This is a genomic window from Streptomyces polyasparticus, from assembly GCF_014493765.1.
Lineage (GTDB): Bacteria > Actinomycetota > Actinomycetes > Streptomycetales > Streptomycetaceae > Streptomyces > Streptomyces polyasparticus.
On sequence record NZ_JACTVJ010000022.1, the window covers coordinates 30,859 to 46,679 of the forward strand.

A 15,821-nucleotide genomic window follows, 5' to 3' on the forward strand; every position below is an offset into this window, starting at 1 on the left:
ACCTCGGACGACGAAAGTGATGCGGGTGGACGCGAACGACATGGGCACCGACCTCGAGAAGGTGCTCATCACCAAGGAAGAGATCGACGCGAAGCTGGCCGAGCTGGCCGCGAAGATCGACGCGGAGTACGCGGGCAAGGACCTGCTGATCGTCGGCGTCCTCAAGGGCGCGGTGATGGTCATGGCGGACCTGGCGCGTGCGCTGTCCACCCCCGTCACGATGGACTGGATGGCGGTGTCGTCCTACGGCGCCGGGACCCAGTCCTCGGGCGTGGTCCGGATCCTCAAGGACCTCGACACCGACATCAAGGGCAAGCACGTCCTGATCGTCGAGGACATCATCGACTCCGGTCTGACCCTCTCCTGGCTGATCAACAACCTCGGCTCGCGCGAGCCCGAGTCCCTGAAGATCTGCACCCTCCTGCGCAAGCCCGAGGCCGCCAAGGTGGCCATCGACGTCGAGTGGGTCGGCTTCGACATCCCCAACGAGTTCGTCGTGGGCTACGGCCTGGACTTCGCCGAGAAGTACCGGAACCTGCCCTTCGTCGGCACCCTCGCCCCGCACGTCTACGGCGGCTGAGCTCCGTACCCCGTACGGCCGTTGGGGCCCTCGCGGGTTTTTGCGGGAACCCTCACCCGATTCCCGGCGTTGGAGCAGGGGAAGGCGGGCCAATCGGCCGTCCCCTGCCGCGTCGGGTGACAATGCTGGGGTACCGTCCGAAGAACAGCTTTTTTGCTGAACAAGCTTGAAGCCCTATCAAACTCACTATGGCAGGAGGGACGGGGCGGCTCCGCTCCGTATGGATGGACGTGAAGCGATACTTCCGTGGGCCGGTCATGTGGATCGTGCTGGCCGTCCTCGCCGTGGTCGTGTTGATGCAGGTCGTCGGCTCGTCCGGCGGCTACAAGACGGTGGACACCGGCGAGGTCTACCAGGCGATCAAGGACAAGCAGGTCCAGAGCGCCAAGCTCACCACCGGTGACGAGCAGCTCATCAAGGTCGAGCTGAAGGACGGCATCAGCGATGCCGACAAGGACAAGTACGGCGGCAGCACCAAGATCCAGGCCAGCTACATCGGCGATCAGGGTGTGACGATCGCCAACACCCTGCAGGACAACTACGACAACGGTGACATCAAGGACGGTTACACCGTCTCGCCGTCGAAGCAGAACCCGTTCGTCGGCATCCTGCTGTCCCTGCTGCCCTTCGTCCTGATCGTCGTCGTCTTCCTCTTCCTGATGAACCAGATGCAGGGCGGCGGCTCGCGCGTCATGCAGTTCGGGAAGTCCAAGGCGAAGCTGATCACCAAGGACACCCCGAAGACGACCTTCGCGGACGTCGCCGGATCGGACGAGGCCGTCGAGGAGCTCCACGAGATCAAGGAGTTCCTGCAGGAGCCGGCCAAGTTCCAGGCCGTCGGCGCCAAGATCCCGAAGGGTGTGCTGCTCTACGGCCCGCCCGGTACGGGCAAGACGCTGCTCGCGCGCGCCGTCGCGGGTGAGGCGGGCGTCCCCTTCTACTCGATCTCCGGTTCCGACTTCGTCGAGATGTTCGTCGGTGTCGGTGCCTCCCGAGTCCGTGACCTCTTCGAGCAGGCCAAGGCGAACGCCCCGGCGATCGTCTTCGTCGACGAGATCGACGCGGTCGGCCGCCACCGCGGCGCCGGCCTCGGCGGTGGTCACGACGAGCGCGAGCAGACCCTCAACCAGCTCCTCGTCGAGATGGACGGCTTCGACGTGAAGGGCGGCGTCATCCTGATCGCCGCCACCAACCGGCCCGACATCCTCGACCCGGCGCTCCTGCGCCCCGGCCGTTTCGACCGCCAGATCGCGGTCGACCGCCCGGACATGCAGGGCCGCCTCGAGATCCTCAAGGTCCACCAGAAGGGCAAGCCGGTCGCCCCGGACGTCGACCTCGGCGCCGTGGCCCGTCGTACCCCTGGCTTCACGGGTGCGGACCTGTCGAACGTGCTGAACGAAGCGGCGCTCCTGACGGCGCGCAGCGACAAGAAGCTGATCGACAACCACTCCCTGGACGAGGCGATCGACCGTGTGGTCGCGGGCCCGCAGAAGCGGACCCGGATCATGTCGGACAAGGAGAAGAAGATCACCGCGTACCACGAGGGCGGTCACGCCCTGGTCGCGGCGGCTTCGCCGAACTCCGACCCGGTCCACAAGATCACGATCCTCTCCCGAGGCCGTGCTCTGGGCTACACGATGGTGCTGCCGGACGAGGACAAGTACTCGACCACGCGCAACGAGATGCTCGACCAGCTCGCGTACATGCTGGGCGGGCGCGCGGCCGAGGAGCTCGTCTTCCACGACCCGACCACGGGTGCTGCCAATGACATCGAGAAGGCCACTGCCACGGCCCGCGCGATGGTCACGCAGTACGGCATGACCGAGCGGCTCGGCGCCATCAAGTTCGGCGGCGACAACACCGAACCGTTCCTCGGCCGGGAGATGGCGCACCAGCGCGACTACTCGGAAGAGGTCGCCGCGCTGGTCGACGAGGAGGTCAAGAAGCTCATCGAGACGGCGCACAACGAGGCCTGGGAGATCCTGGTCGAGAACCGCGACGTCCTCGACAACCTCGTCCTCGCGCTCCTCGAGAAGGAGACGCTCAACAAGGAGCAGATCGCCGAGATCTTCGCGCCGATCGTCAAGCGCCCGGCCCGCCCCGCGTGGACCGGCTCCGCACGGCGGACGCCCTCGACGCGCCCCCCGGTGCTCTCGCCCCGTGAGCTCTCGCTGACCAACGGCGCCAATGGTGCGACGCCCGCGGTCACCGCCTCCGCCACCGAGACGGCCACGCCGGAGCTGAACAAGGCCCCGGCGCCCGCCCCGGAGGACCGCCCCGAGGCGTAACCCTGCTGCCCGGCCGCCCCGGCGGCCTCAGCAGGCCCGGAATGGATGCCGCGCCCCCCAGGTTTTAGCCTTGGGGGGCGCGGCATTTCCCTTTGCCGGGCGGCGGGCCCGGACGGGCTTCACACAGGAACGAGGCACAGATGACCGACCCGGTGACGCTGGACGGCGCATCCAAGATCGGCGATTTCGACGAGAAGCGCGCCGAGAACGCCGTACGCGAACTGCTCATCGCGGTCGGCGAGGACCCGGACCGCGAGGGACTCAGGGAGACGCCGGCGCGCGTGGCGCGGGCGTACAGGGAGATATTCGCGGGGCTCTGGCAGCAGCCGGAGGACGTCCTGACCACGACGTTCGACCTCGGGCACGACGAGATGGTGCTCGTGAAGGACATCGAGGTGATGAGCTCCTGCGAGCATCACCTGGTGCCCTTCCACGGCGTCGCGCACGTCGGGTACATCCCGTCCACGGACGGCAAGATCACGGGGCTTTCCAAGCTGGCCCGCCTCGTGGATGTCTACGCCCGTCGGCCGCAGGTGCAGGAGCGGCTGACCACGCAGATCGCGGACTCCCTGATGGAGATCCTGGAGCCGCGCGGTGTGATCGTGGTCGTCGAGTGCGAGCACATGTGCATGACCATGCGGGGGGTGCGCAAGCCGGGGGCGAAGACGCTGACGTCGGCCGTGCGCGGGCAGCTGCGGGACCCGGCGACGCGGGCCGAGGCGATGAGTTTGATCATGGCGCGCTGACGCGGCGCCGAGTTTCCCGTACGGGAGGTACACCTCCCGTACGGCAGGTCTACGCGAGGGCGTGGTGGCTCAGGCCGCCGCGCCCTCCGTGTCCTCGTCCTCCGGGAGTCTGCAGACGCGCTCCAGGAACAGGGCCGCGGCGATGACCGCGATGCCGGCGACCACCGCGAGGCCCGCATAGACGGCCTGGTCGCGCCGGGCCGGTACGTCCAGGTGGGAGAGCAGGAAGATGCCCACACCGCCGTACACGCCGCTGACCAGGGCCGAGACGAGTGCGCTCGCCTGGCCGAAGACCACCGCGCGCGCGGCCATCAGCGGCTCCACGCCCTTCGCGCCCGGGACGCGGTCGCGCTGGGCGCGAAGGCGGGAGCGCAGCGACAAGGCCGTGGCCGTGAGGACGGCCGCGATCACCGCGAGCACGATCGGGGCGGCCAGCGGGACGCTCGGCAGGGTGCCGAGCGAGTCCCGTGCCACCAGCAGCTTGGCCAGGGCCCAGGACAGGACGCCGGCCACCGCGAAGGTGCCCGCGAGCGTCCTGATGCGCAGCTGCTTCACGTGGGTGTTCGCCTCCACACGGACGGGGTGCGGCCCCGTCCTCGTACGGTCCGGGTGGGCCCCTTCGTATCAGGGCCCGTTAGACCTTAACGATTACTCGGGCAGCCGCAGTTCCAGGTCGGCGCGCGGGGCTACGCCCTCGCGCGTGACCTGGGCGAGCAGTTCGGAGACCGGGCCGCGGCCGGGGACGACGGCCTCGGGGTCGACGTCGTGCCAGGGCGCGAGCACGAAGGCGCGCTCGTGGGCGCGCGGGTGCGGCAGCGTGAGGACGGGGTCGTCGGAGACGACGTCCTGGTAGGAAACGATGTCGACGTCGATGGTGCGCGGACCCCAGCGCTCGTCGCGTACGCGGTGGAAGGCCTCCTCGACGGCGTGCGCGCGCTCGAGCAGCGAGGACGGGGGCAGGGTCGTCTTGATGACGACGACCGCGTTGAAGTACGAGGGCTGCGAGCCGGGCTCGACGCCCCAGGGCTCCGTCTCGTAGACGGGCGAGACGGCCTTCACTCGCAGGCCGGGGGTGTCCTCGAGGGCGTCGACGGCGCCCTGGAGGGTCTCCAGACGGTTGCCGAGGTTGGCGCCGAGGGCGATCACGGCGAATTTGGGGTTCTGCAGCGTGGTGTCGGCGGCGTCCACCTGTGCCACCACGGAGGCGGGTACGGGCTGGACCGTGGGGTCGCTCTGCACGTTGTTCATGCTCGGCTCCGGGTGATCGTGATGGTCACGTCGTCGAACGGCACGGTGATCGGGGCGTCCGGCTTGTGCACGACGACCTCGACCTCCTGGACCGGTTCATGCTTGAGGCAGGTCTGGGCGATGCGCTCGGCGAGCGTCTCGATGAGGTCGACGGGCTCGCCCTCCACGACGGCCACGACCTCCTCGGCGACCACGCCGTAGTGCACGGTCTTCGTCAGATCGTCGTCGGCGGCGGCCGAGCGGGTGTCCAGGCTCAGCACCAGGTCCACGATGAAGGTCTGGCCCTCTTCGCGTTCCTTGGCGAAAACGCCGTGGTGACCACGGGCCTTGAGGCCGCGCAGCGCGACACGGTCCACGCGAATCACTCCTGCTCATCTCGGTTTCATCGGGCTGCAGCCGAGTGCGGTCGGCACACCAGTCCCCTTCGAATCTACCTTCGGGTGCGGGTCGGGCTCGCCCGCGGGGGCTATGGACAGGTGGGCAGGGTGGTGATACGGCGGCTTGGTTGCGGCGCCTACCCGGTGCCGTGGAGATGAACCCTTTTTGCACGGGCGGGCCACTCGGGCGGGGGACGTGCGGGGCGGGAGTGCGACGTGCGGGGCGGGAATGCGACGTGCGGGAGCGCGTACGTCGAAAGCGGGGTGTCCCGGGGTTTCCGAGGACTCCTATTCGTCGTCCTCGGCATCACGCTCGGCAAGGACCGGCGATGCGTGGTGGGACCACAGCTGCCAGCCGTCCGGGGTGCGGCGGAAGAGGTTGGAGGCGACGACGAGCTGGCCGACCAGCGGGCCGAGCTCGCCGGCCTCCTCGGAGGGTGCGCCGCTCAGGATGTTCTCGGTGCAGGTGACCAGGGCGGTGTCCCCGTTCACCGCGATCTTGACGTCGGTCAGGAAGAACTGGATGTACTCCGTGTTGGCCATGATCAGCGCGTACGAGCGGAGCACCTCGCCCCGGCCCGTCAGGACGGGCCAGCCGGGGTGGACGCAGGTGACGCCGTCGCCTTCGTCGCCGGTGAGCCACAGATCGGAGAGCGCCTCGAAGTCACCGCGTTCCATCGCTTCGTAGAAGGCGGTGTTGGCCTTCTCGACGGCTTCGAGGTCCACGCGTGACGTCACCGGTCTCCTTCAGGGGTTTGTTGTTGTGCCTCGGCTTCACGGGGCTCCTGCTGTGCCCCGGCTTCACCGGTCTGCTGCCGTGCCACGGCGCCTTCGACCGCGCGTGCCACGCGCACCGCGTCCGCCGTGGCCCGTACCTCGTGTACCCGCACCGCCCACGCGCCTTCGTGCGCGGCGATCGCCGAGACCGCGGCGGTGGCCGCGTCGCGTTCGCGGGCCGGGGGCGGCGCGCCCTCGGGTCCGGCCAGGACGCGGCCGAGGAAGCGCTTGCGGGAGGCGGCGACGAGCACCGGGTACCCGAGGGCGCGCAGTTCCCGCATGCCGGCAAGGAGGGCGAGGTCGTGCTCGGCGTTCTTCGCGAAGCCGAGGCCCGGGTCGACCACGATCCGCTCGGGGGCGATCCCGCCGGCGATGACGGCGTCCAGGCGGGCGCTGATTTCGGTGACGACCTCGCCGACCACGTCCTCGTACACGGCGAGGCTGTTCATGTCCTGGCTGAAGCCGCGCCAGTGCATCACGACGAACGGCGCTCCGGCGGCCGCGACGACCGGGATCATCTCGGGGTCCGCGAGGCCGCCGCTGACGTCGTTGACGAGCAGGGCGCCGGCGGCGAGCGCCTGGGCGGCGACGGTGGCGCGCATGGTGTCCACGGAGACCGCGACGCCTTCGGAGGCGAGGCCGCGGACGACCGGGATGACCCGGCGCAGCTCTTCGTCCTGGTCGACGCGGGTGGCGCCCGGACGCGTGGACTCCCCGCCGACGTCGACCAGGTCGGCGCCCTGGGCGACGAGGTCGAGGCCGTGCTTGACCGCGGCGGTGGTGTCGAACCAGCGGCCGCCGTCGGAGAAGGAGTCCGGGGTCACGTTGACCACACCCATGACCGCGCAGCGGTCCCAGTCGGGCAGGCCCTCGACATGTCCTCGGCCACGAGACGTACTCATACGCCAAGCCTAGGCCCGCACGGGGGCAGCTCTGCCCCGCTTGTACGAGGAGCGGGGCTTCCCCTCGTACGAGGAGCAGGGCTTCCCCTCGTACGAGGAGAGGGGGGCACTCCGCGGGTCTCAGGCCGCCCGGGCCTCGCGTTCGGCCCCGATCTCGTGCGCGCAGGCGCGCGGCTGTCGCGGTGCGGGGCGCAGGAAGCGCAGGGCGCGGGGCAGGGCCGGGGTGACGAAGCCCTCCGCCTGCATCGCGGCGAAGCCGATCCGCGGGAGGTCGCGCGAGGAGCGGAAGACGACGAAGCGGGGCTCCCAGCGGGGGCGGAACTTGGCGTTGAACTTGTAGAGCGACTCGATCTGGAACCAGCGCGACAGGAAGACGAGCAGTCCGCGCCAGGTGCGCAGGACCGGGCCCGCGCCGAGTTGTTCGCCGCGGGCGAGTGCCGAGCGGAACATCGCGAAGTTCAGCGACATCCGCTGGATGCCGTGACCGGGTGCGGCCTGCAGGGCGGCGACGATGAGGAGTTCGTTCATGCCCGGGTCGGCGCCGCGGTCGCGGCGCATCAGGTCGAGCGAGACGCCGTCGGGGCCCCAGGGCACGAAGTGCAGGACGGCCTTCAAGTCGCCGTACGGGGAGGGGGTTTCGGGGTCGTCGAGGTGGGCGGTGGCGATCAGGCAGTCGCCGTCGGCGGGGTCGCCGATGCGGCCGAGTGCCATGGAGAACCCGCGTTCGTTGTCGGTGCCGCGCCAGTCGGCTGCGGCGCGGCGGACGCGGTCGAGTTCGTCGTCGCTCAGGTCGCGCACCCGCCGTACGCGGGTGGTGTAGCCGCCGCGTTCGATGCGCTTGACCATCTGGCGGACGTTGCGCATCGCGCGTCCCGCCAGGGAGAAGTCGGTGACGTCGACGATGGCCTCGTCGCCGAGCTCCAGGGCGTCCAGGCCGCTCTCGCGGGTCCAGACCTCGCCGCCGGTGCGCGAGCAGCCCATCACCGCGGGGGTCCAGGAGTGGGCCTCGGCCTCGGCCATGAACCGTTCGATGGCACCCGGCCAGGCCTCCACGTCGCCGATCGGGTCGCCGCTGGCGAGCATCACGCCGGAGACGACGCGGTAGGTCACCGCGGCCTTGCCGCTCGGCGAGAACACCACGGCCTTGTCGCGGCGCAGCGCGAAGTGGCCGAGCGAGTCGCGGGCGCCGTGCTTGGTGAGGAGGGCGCGCAGCCGGTCCTCGTCGTCCGCGGTGAGGCGGGCGGCGGGGTGTTCGGGGCGGAAGGCCAGGTAGATCGTGGTCAGGGCGGTGAGCAGGCCGAGGGCGCCGAGGGATGCGCCGACCGTCCAGGACGTACGGCCGTAGTAGTCGACCGGGCCCTCCATGCCGACCAGGCCGTACACGACGTGCTTGAGCAGTTCGGCCACCGAGGGGTCGCCGACCGTGCGCTCGGGGTGGGTGCTGACGATCACGCAGCCGATGCCGAGCGAGAAGACGCTCATGAGCAGGAAGTTCGTCAGGGCCTTCCAGCGGCTGCGGGGGTCGGGCAGCGCCGCGAATTCACTCCGATGGCGGAGCAGCAGCGCGAGGAGCAGGAGCGGGAGCACGACGCCGAGGATCGAGTGCCGGTACGTGAACTGCGCCAGGGCCCCCAGCGGCAGCAGCACCACGGCGGCCCGCCAGGCGCGGCGCTTGCGGCGGCGCAGGCCGTGCGCGAGCAGCAGGAGCAGTACTCCGGCGCAGATGGCGAGGGCGGCGGCGTACGGGCCGAGGGCGCCCGGCAGGACCTGGGCCAGGGCGTGGATGCGGCTGTGCCGGAAGCGCGGGAAGACGCCGGCGGCGATGTCGAGCAGACCGATCAGGGTGCAGGCCGTCGCGATCAGGGACGGGACCTTCTCGGGGCGCGGACCTCGGGGCAGACGGCGCATCCTGGGACCGAAGGGAACCTTGTCCGTTTTTTCCGCATCTATCGAGCTGGACATCGCACCCCGTGGTTCTGCGAGAGCCGGTGCCCGCCGCTGTGCGCGCCGGGCGGATTGCGCCCTGTAGGACGACGCGATCGGGGAGCAGGTTCACTCGAAGACGGTCAAAACCCGCCCAAAGCAGACAGGCAGTCCGGGCAGAACAGGCAGCAATCCCATGGGTCTCACGAGCGATGCAGTGCTGGCAGTGGCCGTCCTTCTGGCCGTGCTCCTGTTCGTCGGCACGGTCTGGTGCTGGCCGCGCCTGGCCGGACGGAACTGGCGGGCCGTACTCGGCCGGATCCTGCTGCTCGCCCTGACCCAGGTCATGGTGTTCGCCTCGGTGGGGCTCGCGGCCAACCGGGAGTTCGGCTTCTACGCCTCCTGGGCCGACCTCTTCGGCCAGGAGCAGGAGCCCGGTGTCGTGGTCGACCACGACACCGCGAGCGGCCCGGTCAAGGTGACCGGCACGCAGTCCGTGAACGTGCCCGGCGGCTCGGTGCCGCGCGTCGGCGGGCAGATCCAGAAGGTGGACATCGCCGGCGCGAAGTCCAAGCTCGCCAGCCCCGCGTACGTCTATCTGCCGCCGGAGTACTTCCAGCCCGCGTACAAGGACAAGAACTTCCCGGCCTCCGTCGTGATCACCGGCTACCCGGGCACCGCCGAGAACCTGATCAAGGGCCTGCACTATCCGCAGACCGCCAATGAAAAGGCGCGCAAGGGCGAGATGCAGCCGATGATCCTGGTCATGCTGCGGCCCTCGATCGTCCCCGGCCGCGACACCGAGTGCGTGAACATACCGGGCGGCCCGCAGACCGAGACCTTCTTCGCCGAGGATCTGCCGACCGCGGTCGCCAGTAAGTACCGCATCGGCACGAAGCCGGAGAACTGGGGCGTGATCGGCAACTCCACCGGCGGCTACTGCGCGTTGAAGATCGCGATGAAGCACCCGGACCGGTTCGCCGCCGGCGCCGGGCTCTCCGCCAACTACATGGCGCCGATCGACGGCCAGACCGGCGACCTGTTCCACGGCGACGAGAAGCTCAAGCAGGAGTCCGACCTGATGTGGCTGCTCGACCACAAGCCCGCCCCGCCCGTCTCGCTGCTCGCGACCAGCAGCAAGCAGGGCGAGGACAACTACCAGGACACCCTGAAGTTCATCGACAAGGTCAAGGCGCCGACCAGGGTCTCCTCGATCCTGCTCGACTCCGGCGGCCACAACTTCAACACCTGGCGCCGGGAGATCCCGGCGACGCTGGTGTGGATCGGCGGGCGGCTGAAGGCTTAGCGCCCTTCGCTGGACCGGCGCGGGCCCTGGCGCCTTCCTTGCCTTCCTTGCCTTCCGCGCCTCACGCTCCCGTGATCGACTCCAACTCCACTTCCGTACGGGGAATGTCGCGTGCATCCGCCGCCGTGGACCGTCGCAGCGCCTCGTGCAGCGTGCCCGGCGTGAGCACCCCGAGGAAGCGGCCCCTGCCGTCCTCGTCGATCACCGCGATCCAGCCCGCGTCGTGCTGCAGCATCGTCGAGAACGCCCGCTTCAGCGAGGCGCCGACCGGCAGCCAGGCCTCCATGCGGCGGGCGTGGTCGCCCACCGTGCCCGAGGTGAGATGGCCGGCGCCCACCCAGCCGTGCAGTTCGCCGGAGGTGTCGAGCACGACCGCCCAGCCGGCGCCCTCCGCGCGCATCTGCTCGGCGGCGCTCTTCGCGTCGTCCTCCGGGCGTACGACGGGGGGCTGTTCGAGGTCGGTCACCTCGATCGGAGTGACCGAGAGCCGCTTCAGACCGCGGTCCGAGCCGACGAAATCGGCGACATAGTCCGTGGCGGGAGCGCCGAGCACCGCGGCGGGGGCGTCGTACTGCTCGATACGGCCCTGGCCGTAGACGGCGATACGGTCGCCGAGCCGTACGGCCTCCTCGATGTCATGTGTGACGAAGAGGACCGTCTTGTTCACTTCCTGCTGCAGCCGCAGGAACTCCGTCTGCAGATGCTCGCGCACCACCGGGTCGACCGCGCCGAACGGCTCGTCCATCAGGAGCACGGGCGGATCGGCGGCCAATGCCCTTGCCACGCCGACCCGTTGGCGCTGGCCGCCGGAGAGCTGCTCCGGGTAGCGGTCGCCGTAGACGGAGGGGTCGAGGCCCACCAGGTCGAGCAGTTCGGCGGCGCGCTTCTTTCCCTCGCCCTTCTTCCAGCCGAGGAGATGGGGAACGGTCGCGGTGTTCTCCAGGACCGTCTTGTGCGGGAAGAGGCCGACCTGCTGGATCACATAGCCGATACGGCGCCGCAGCTGGACCGGATCGATATCGGATATGTCCTCGCCGTCGAGGAATATCCGCCCGGATGTGGGCTCGATCAGCCGGTTCACCATCTTCATGGTGGTGGTCTTGCCGCAGCCCGACGGGCCCACCAGGGTGACCAGTTCACCCGCCGCGACCTCGAAGGACAGGTCGTCGACGGCCATGGTGCCATCGGCGTACCGCTTGCTGACGTGCTCGAACCGGATCATGACTCCCCATTGTGGTGGGCTTGTTGTGAACGCCATGTTGCTGCAAGACGCCAGTCCTCGGCGATTGTCAGTGCGGGGGTTTAGTGTCTTCGGGCATACATACGTTCGGCGTGACGGGGGAGGTGAGCGCCGTGATGAGTGCCGCGACAAGTGCTGCGACGAGTGCAGTGGACCAGGTGAACTGCCTGGTGGCGAACGAGTGGGTGTGTCCCGAGTACTTCGAGACACGCAGCCAGGAGCTGATCGACGCGACCGTCCAGCATGTGTGGATCACGGCCGCCTCGGTCGTGATCGGCCTGCTGGTGGCCTTCCCCCTCGCGCTGCTCGCGCGCGCGGGCAAGGGGTTCGCGGGCCCCGTGCTCGGGCTGACCACGGCGCTCTACTCGATTCCCTCGCTCGCGATGTTCTCGCTGCTGCTTCCGGTGTTCGGGCTCTCGCCGGCCCTGGTGATCACGGGCCTGGTGCTCTACTCGCTGACGATTCTCGTACGGAATGTGATGGCGGGTCTCGCGGCCGTACCGGCGGAGGCGCGAGAAGCCGCGCGCGGGCTCGGGTACGGGCCGGGGCGGCTCCTTTGGGAGGTCGAACTGCCGCTGGCGCTCCCGGCGATCCTCGCCGGTGTCCGGATCGCCACGGTGTCCACGGTCGCGCTGACCACCGTCGGGGCCATCGTCGATTACGGCGGGCTCGGCGGCCTGATCATGGACGGCCTCGACAGCGACTTCAAGGCCCAGGTGCTCACGGCGTCCGTGCTGTGCGTGGCGCTCGCGATCGTGGCGGACCTGCTGTTGCTGCTGCTGCAGAGGCTGTTGACCCCCTGGACCCGGGTGCGGGCCGAAGCACCTGGTGGCCGAATACGTGACTCCCGGATCGCGAAGGTGGCAGAACCGGCATGAACGCGATATCGGGTGCGCTGGAGTGGCTCACCACGGGTGCCAACTGGCAGGGCGAGAAGGGGGTGTTCAACCGCCTGGCCGAGCACCTCTACTTCACCGGGGTCTGCCTGGCCGTGGCGTGTCTGATCGCTCTGCCGCTCGCGCTCTGGCTCGGCCATATCGGCAAGGGCGGTGCGCTCGCGGTCAATCTCTCCAACGTGGGGCGGGCGATCCCCACCCTCGCCATCCTCGTGCTGCTCACCATGACGCCGCTCGGCCGCCACGGCGATCTGCCCACGCTGATCGCGCTGGTGCTCTTCGCCGTGCCGCCGCTGCTCACCAACGCCTATATCGGTATGCGCGAGGTCGACCGCTCGGTCGTGGAGGCCGCGCGCGGCATGGGCATGAGCGGAGGGCAGGTGTTCCTGCGGGTCGAACTGCCCCTCGCGTATCCGCTGATCATGACCGGGCTCCGCTCGGCGACCGTGCAGGTCGTGGCGACCGCGGCCCTGGCGGCGATGGCCGGTGAGGGGGGCCTCGGGCGGATCATCACGTACGGCTTCGCGGTGCAGAACACCGCGCAGGTGGTGGCCGGCGCGATCCTCGTCGGCGGCCTTGCGCTCCTGGTGGAGCTGGTGCTCGTGCTGGTCGGCAAGTGGTGCGACCCGATGCGCGGGCGCACGTCGTCGGCTGTCTGAGACGCCCTCTTCGAGACGACTTCCTTGAGGCGGCTTCGCTGAGACAACTTCGCCGGGACGACTTCGCCGAGACAGCTCCTTCGGACGACTTCCTTCAGGCGACTCCTTCAGACAACTCCTTCAGGCAACTCCTTCAGACAACTTCCTTGCGACAACCATGAATGGTGGATCCATGAACAAGTTCCCGCGTGGCATACGGATGGCGGCGGCCGCGGCCGTGGTCGTGGCTCTCGGCGCGGGGCTGACCGCGTGCGGCGGCGACAGCCTGGAGGACAAGGGCTCGGGCGGCTCCGGCGACAGCGGCAGCGGCGGTGACAAGAAGGGCTCGCTGGTGGTGGGTTCGGCCGGATTCACCGAGTCCAAGGTCCTCGCCGAGCTGTACGCACAGCTGCTCGCCGATGCCGGATACGACACCTCGATCAAGACCGTCGAAACGCGTGAGCTCTATGAACCAGCCCTGGAAAAGGGCGATATCGACGTCGTCGCCGAGTACGCGGCGACGCTCGCGGAATTCCTCAACGCCAAGGTGAACGGCCCCGAGGCCCCCGAGAAGAAGCCGGTCGCGTCCAGCGATGTGGCCAAGACGGTCGCCGAGTTGGAGAAGCTCGCGAAGCCGCGCGGGCTCACGGTCCTTCCGGCCGGCGAGGCCGTGGACCAGAACGCTTTCGCGGTCAGCAAGGAATTCGCGGAGAAGAACAACCTCAAGACCCTCTCCGATCTCGGCAAGTCCAAGCTCAAGGTGAAGATCGCGGCCGGTGAGGAATGCGAGGTGCGGCCGTTCTGCGCGCCCGGTCTGAAGGCGAAGTACGGGATCGACGTCGCCGGGATCGACCCCAAGGGCGTCGGCACCCCGCAGTCCAAGCAGGCCGTGAAGAACGGTGAGGACCAGCTGGTGCTCACCACCACGACCGACGCGACGCTCGGCAACTTCGACCTGGTCCTGTTGGAGGACGACAAGAATCTGCAGAACGCGGACAACGTCCTGCCGGTCGTCAACACCAAGGACGCGGGTGCCAAGGAGATCGCGGACGTTCTCGCGAAGCTCACGCAGACCCTCACGACGGAGGACCTCACGGAGCTCAACAGGAAGGTCGACGCCGAGCGTGTGAAGGAGACCGATGCGGCGAAGGAGTACCTGGAGTCGAAGGGGCTGCTCAAGAAGTAGGGGTCTGTTCGAGAAGAAGTAGACGGTGGTGCGGTGAGGGCGGTGGAGTGTTCCGTGCGGAGTTCAGTAACCGGAAGGGAACAGATTGCCGGGCGGGGGTCCGAGTGATGCCTACGCGCGGTAAATTTCTGGCCATGCCACGTGGACGCCACCGCCATTCACCCCCACTGCACCGACTGCTTCCGCCGTCGACGGTCGCCGCCGTGTCCGTTCTCGCCGCGGCGAGTACCTGGCTGGTTCCCGACACCGTGGTGCTGCGCGCACTCGCCGGGGTCGCGGCGGCCTCCGCCGTGGTCGGCGCGATCGTCATGCGCCGCTGGGACCGGCTCGCAGGGAAGCGGGTCGCCGAGCTGACGCGGGCGCGGGCGAGCGACGAGTGGAAGTACGACGAGCGCATAGCCGAGCTGGAGACGGATCTCGACGAATCGCGTGAGCTGCGCGGCAAGCTCGAGGCGCGGCTGCGGTCGAAGCGGGGTGAACTTGCGGCGCTGCGGGGCGAACACGCGGCGTTGCTGCGGCGGTACGCCACGGCGGAGACGGAGCGGGCGAGCGCGCTCGAAGGGCGGCGTCAGCTGGCGATCGAGGCTGCGGCTCCGGCGCGGGCGTTGCCGCCGGCGGGGGCGGATGGTGTGCCGCGGGGGACGGTGTCGCTGTACCTCAAGGCGAATGCGGCCCTGGACAAGTTGGCGAAGGTGCCGCAGCAGCGGGGTGGCGGGGGCGTCGGGCCCGTGGGTTCGGGCTCTGTGGGCTCCGTGAACGGGATGCCTGCGGTGGGGGCTGGTTCGGCCTCTGCCTCTGCCTCTGCTTCGGCTTCGGCTTCGGCTTCGGAGGAGGCGACGGAGCAGGGGAAGTCCGAGGCGGTCGTCGCGCATGAGCGTGCGGCCGCCTTGTCCCCGGTGGCCCGGCCCGCGGTGGCCGTGGCGCCGCATACGCCGGTGCGCCGGCCGTTGATCGGTGGCTTCGACTTCTTCGGTACGAAGTCGGGGGGCGGCGCGGCGGAGATCGCGGCGGTGCAGAACGAGGACCTCGCGGATGTGGTGGGGGCGGAGGCTCTCGCGGTGCACAAGGCGGAGGCCGAGGGGCAGTTCAAGGCGCGGGAGACGGCGGAGCGGGCGGTCGGCGAGGTCATCGACCTCACGGCCCACGACGAGACCGAGCAGATCGACGTGGCGTCCCTGCGCTCGGTGGCTTCGGGCGGCTGAGGCTCGGTTCCGACCCGCCGGTCTGACCTGCGTCCCGCCGGTTTGGCCGCGTGCCCGGTTCGTCTCGTTGGCTTGGCCGCGGGTCTGTTCCGGCTGGTCCGCTTGCCGCCGCCTGCTGCTTCGCTTTGGGGTCGGTGCCGGGGTGGGGTACCTGGTTTTCGGGCAATGTGGGCCGGTACCGAGGGACTCACCTTGTTGCCAACGGTCCGCCCGAAAACCAGGCACCTCACCCCGTCCCCTCCCGCCGCATCGCGGCTGCAGGTCGGATGGGGTTCTGGTCCGGCCGCATCACGTTGGGGGTCGGGCGGGTGGGCTTGTGCCCCGGCAACGGCTTGCGGCTGCGGGCCGAGTGGGGTTCTGGCTCGACCGGTGCGCGGCCGCGTGCGGCCACGCTGGACGGAGCGTCCACCTCCAGCCCGTCCGGCGTTTGAGGACGAGCGCGTTCAGCGCGATAGGGGGCAAGGGGCGAAGCCCCAAGAGGCCCACCCACCCGGGTGCTCACAAGACCCAGG

The 15,821-nt window shown here is 69.5% G+C and carries 15 protein-coding genes; 8 read left to right on the forward strand and 7 right to left on the reverse strand.

Annotated elements, in window-relative coordinates:
- Positions 1 to 19: 19 nt before the first annotated feature.
- The 3 genes from hpt to folE all read left to right on the forward strand — a co-directional run bounded on the left by hpt (position 20) and on the right by folE (position 3,614).
- Complete coding sequence (hpt, locus tag H9Y04_RS35800) at positions 20 to 580, forward strand: hypoxanthine phosphoribosyltransferase (protein WP_052581335.1); 561 nt, start codon at positions 20 to 22, stop codon at positions 578 to 580.
- Between the two features lie 224 nt (positions 581 to 804).
- On the forward strand, positions 805 to 2,868 hold the full coding sequence (gene ftsH, locus H9Y04_RS35805; RefSeq protein WP_187818352.1) for an ATP-dependent zinc metalloprotease FtsH: 2,064 nt from the start codon (positions 805 to 807) through the stop codon (positions 2,866 to 2,868).
- Positions 2,869 to 3,008: 140 nt separating this feature from the next.
- Positions 3,009 to 3,614, forward strand: coding sequence for a GTP cyclohydrolase I FolE (gene folE / locus H9Y04_RS35810; RefSeq protein ID WP_187818353.1), 606 nt, complete (start codon positions 3,009 to 3,011; stop codon positions 3,612 to 3,614).
- A 69-nt stretch (positions 3,615 to 3,683) separates the two neighbouring features.
- On the opposite strand, the gene H9Y04_RS35815 is transcribed toward folE, so the two are convergent.
- The 6 genes from H9Y04_RS35815 to H9Y04_RS35840 all read right to left on the reverse strand — a co-directional run bounded on the left by H9Y04_RS35815 (position 3,684) and on the right by H9Y04_RS35840 (position 8,826).
- Positions 3,684 to 4,169 carry a DUF3180 domain-containing protein gene (locus tag H9Y04_RS35815; protein ID WP_187818419.1) on the reverse strand — a complete coding sequence of 162 codons (486 nt, stop codon included), beginning with the start codon at positions 4,167 to 4,169 and terminating at the stop codon, positions 3,684 to 3,686.
- A gap of 93 nt (positions 4,170 to 4,262) precedes the next feature.
- Positions 4,263 to 4,862, reverse strand: a complete 600-nt coding sequence (folK, locus tag H9Y04_RS35820; protein ID WP_187818354.1) for a 2-amino-4-hydroxy-6-hydroxymethyldihydropteridine diphosphokinase — start codon at positions 4,860 to 4,862, stop codon at positions 4,263 to 4,265.
- Positions 4,859 to 5,227, reverse strand: a complete 369-nt coding sequence (gene folB / locus H9Y04_RS35825; protein ID WP_187818355.1) for a dihydroneopterin aldolase — start codon at positions 5,225 to 5,227, stop codon at positions 4,859 to 4,861. The genes folK and folB overlap by 4 nt, the downstream gene beginning before the upstream one ends.
- Before the next feature lie 300 nt (positions 5,228 to 5,527).
- Positions 5,528 to 5,977: a nuclear transport factor 2 family protein gene (locus H9Y04_RS35830; protein WP_187818356.1), complete on the reverse strand. Its 450-nt coding sequence runs from the start codon at positions 5,975 to 5,977 to the stop codon at positions 5,528 to 5,530.
- The gene (gene folP, locus H9Y04_RS35835) at positions 5,974 to 6,918 is read right to left on the reverse strand and encodes a dihydropteroate synthase (RefSeq protein ID WP_187818357.1); all 945 of its coding nucleotides are present in this window, start codon (positions 6,916 to 6,918) and stop codon (positions 5,974 to 5,976) included. The genes H9Y04_RS35830 and folP overlap by 4 nt, the downstream gene beginning before the upstream one ends.
- A 120-nt stretch (positions 6,919 to 7,038) precedes the next feature.
- Positions 7,039 to 8,826: a phosphatidylglycerol lysyltransferase domain-containing protein gene (locus tag H9Y04_RS35840; protein ID WP_438818193.1), complete on the reverse strand. Its 1,788-nt coding sequence runs from the start codon at positions 8,824 to 8,826 to the stop codon at positions 7,039 to 7,041.
- 211 nt (positions 8,827 to 9,037) lie between these two features.
- Here H9Y04_RS35840 and H9Y04_RS35845 point away from each other — a divergent pair, with 211 nt between their 5' ends.
- Positions 9,038 to 10,147: an alpha/beta hydrolase gene (locus tag H9Y04_RS35845; protein WP_187818359.1), complete on the forward strand. Its 1,110-nt coding sequence runs from the start codon at positions 9,038 to 9,040 to the stop codon at positions 10,145 to 10,147.
- 61 nt (positions 10,148 to 10,208) lie between these two features.
- Here H9Y04_RS35845 and H9Y04_RS35850 read toward each other — a convergent pair whose 3' ends face one another.
- Entirely contained in the window at positions 10,209 to 11,369 is a 1,161-nt protein-coding gene (locus H9Y04_RS35850; RefSeq protein ID WP_187818360.1) for an ABC transporter ATP-binding protein, read from the reverse strand.
- Positions 11,370 to 11,503: 134 nt separating this feature from the next.
- Here H9Y04_RS35850 and H9Y04_RS35855 point away from each other — a divergent pair, with 134 nt between their 5' ends.
- From H9Y04_RS35855 to H9Y04_RS35870, 4 genes are all read left to right on the forward strand, one after another.
- Positions 11,504 to 12,265 (forward strand): ABC transporter permease, encoded by a 762-nt coding sequence (locus H9Y04_RS35855; protein WP_214661966.1) that lies wholly within the window; start codon positions 11,504 to 11,506, stop codon positions 12,263 to 12,265.
- A complete protein-coding gene (locus H9Y04_RS35860) occupies positions 12,262 to 12,942 on the forward strand; it encodes an ABC transporter permease (RefSeq protein ID WP_187818361.1) in 681 nt (226 codons plus the stop codon). Before H9Y04_RS35855 ends, H9Y04_RS35860 begins: the two co-directional genes overlap by 4 nt.
- A 172-nt stretch (positions 12,943 to 13,114) precedes the next feature.
- Positions 13,115 to 14,107 (forward strand): ABC transporter substrate-binding protein, encoded by a 993-nt coding sequence (locus H9Y04_RS35865; RefSeq protein ID WP_438818194.1) that lies wholly within the window; start codon positions 13,115 to 13,117, stop codon positions 14,105 to 14,107.
- Positions 14,108 to 14,241: 134 nt separating this feature from the next.
- Positions 14,242 to 15,309 carry a hypothetical protein gene (locus H9Y04_RS35870; RefSeq protein ID WP_187818362.1) on the forward strand — a complete coding sequence of 356 codons (1,068 nt, stop codon included), beginning with the start codon at positions 14,242 to 14,244 and terminating at the stop codon, positions 15,307 to 15,309.
- The last annotated feature ends 512 nt before the right edge of the window (positions 15,310 to 15,821 follow it).

Excerpts from the sequence above, each read along its gene's own strand:
- ftsH (WP_187818352.1), top strand. The coding sequence starts at position 805 with ATGGACGTGAAGCGATACTTCCGTGGGCCGGTCATGTGGATCGTGCTG.
- H9Y04_RS35855 (WP_214661966.1), top strand. The coding sequence starts at position 11,504 with ATGAGTGCCGCGACAAGTGCTGCGACGAGTGCAGTGGACCAGGTGAAC.
- folE (WP_187818353.1), top strand. The coding sequence starts at position 3,009 with ATGACCGACCCGGTGACGCTGGACGGCGCATCCAAGATCGGCGATTTC.
- folP (WP_187818357.1), bottom strand. The coding sequence starts at position 6,918 with ATGAGTACGTCTCGTGGCCGAGGACATGTCGAGGGCCTGCCCGACTGG.
- H9Y04_RS35865 (WP_438818194.1), top strand. The coding sequence starts at position 13,115 with ATGAACAAGTTCCCGCGTGGCATACGGATGGCGGCGGCCGCGGCCGTG.
- folK (WP_187818354.1), bottom strand. The coding sequence starts at position 4,862 with ATGAACAACGTGCAGAGCGACCCCACGGTCCAGCCCGTACCCGCCTCC.
- H9Y04_RS35860 (WP_187818361.1), top strand. The coding sequence starts at position 12,262 with ATGAACGCGATATCGGGTGCGCTGGAGTGGCTCACCACGGGTGCCAAC.
- H9Y04_RS35845 (WP_187818359.1), top strand. The coding sequence starts at position 9,038 with ATGGGTCTCACGAGCGATGCAGTGCTGGCAGTGGCCGTCCTTCTGGCC.
- H9Y04_RS35840 (WP_438818193.1), bottom strand. The coding sequence starts at position 8,826 with ATGCGCCGTCTGCCCCGAGGTCCGCGCCCCGAGAAGGTCCCGTCCCTG.
- H9Y04_RS35870 (WP_187818362.1), top strand. The coding sequence starts at position 14,242 with ATGCCACGTGGACGCCACCGCCATTCACCCCCACTGCACCGACTGCTT.
- H9Y04_RS35850 (WP_187818360.1), bottom strand. The coding sequence starts at position 11,369 with ATGATCCGGTTCGAGCACGTCAGCAAGCGGTACGCCGATGGCACCATG.
- hpt (WP_052581335.1), top strand. The coding sequence starts at position 20 with ATGCGGGTGGACGCGAACGACATGGGCACCGACCTCGAGAAGGTGCTC.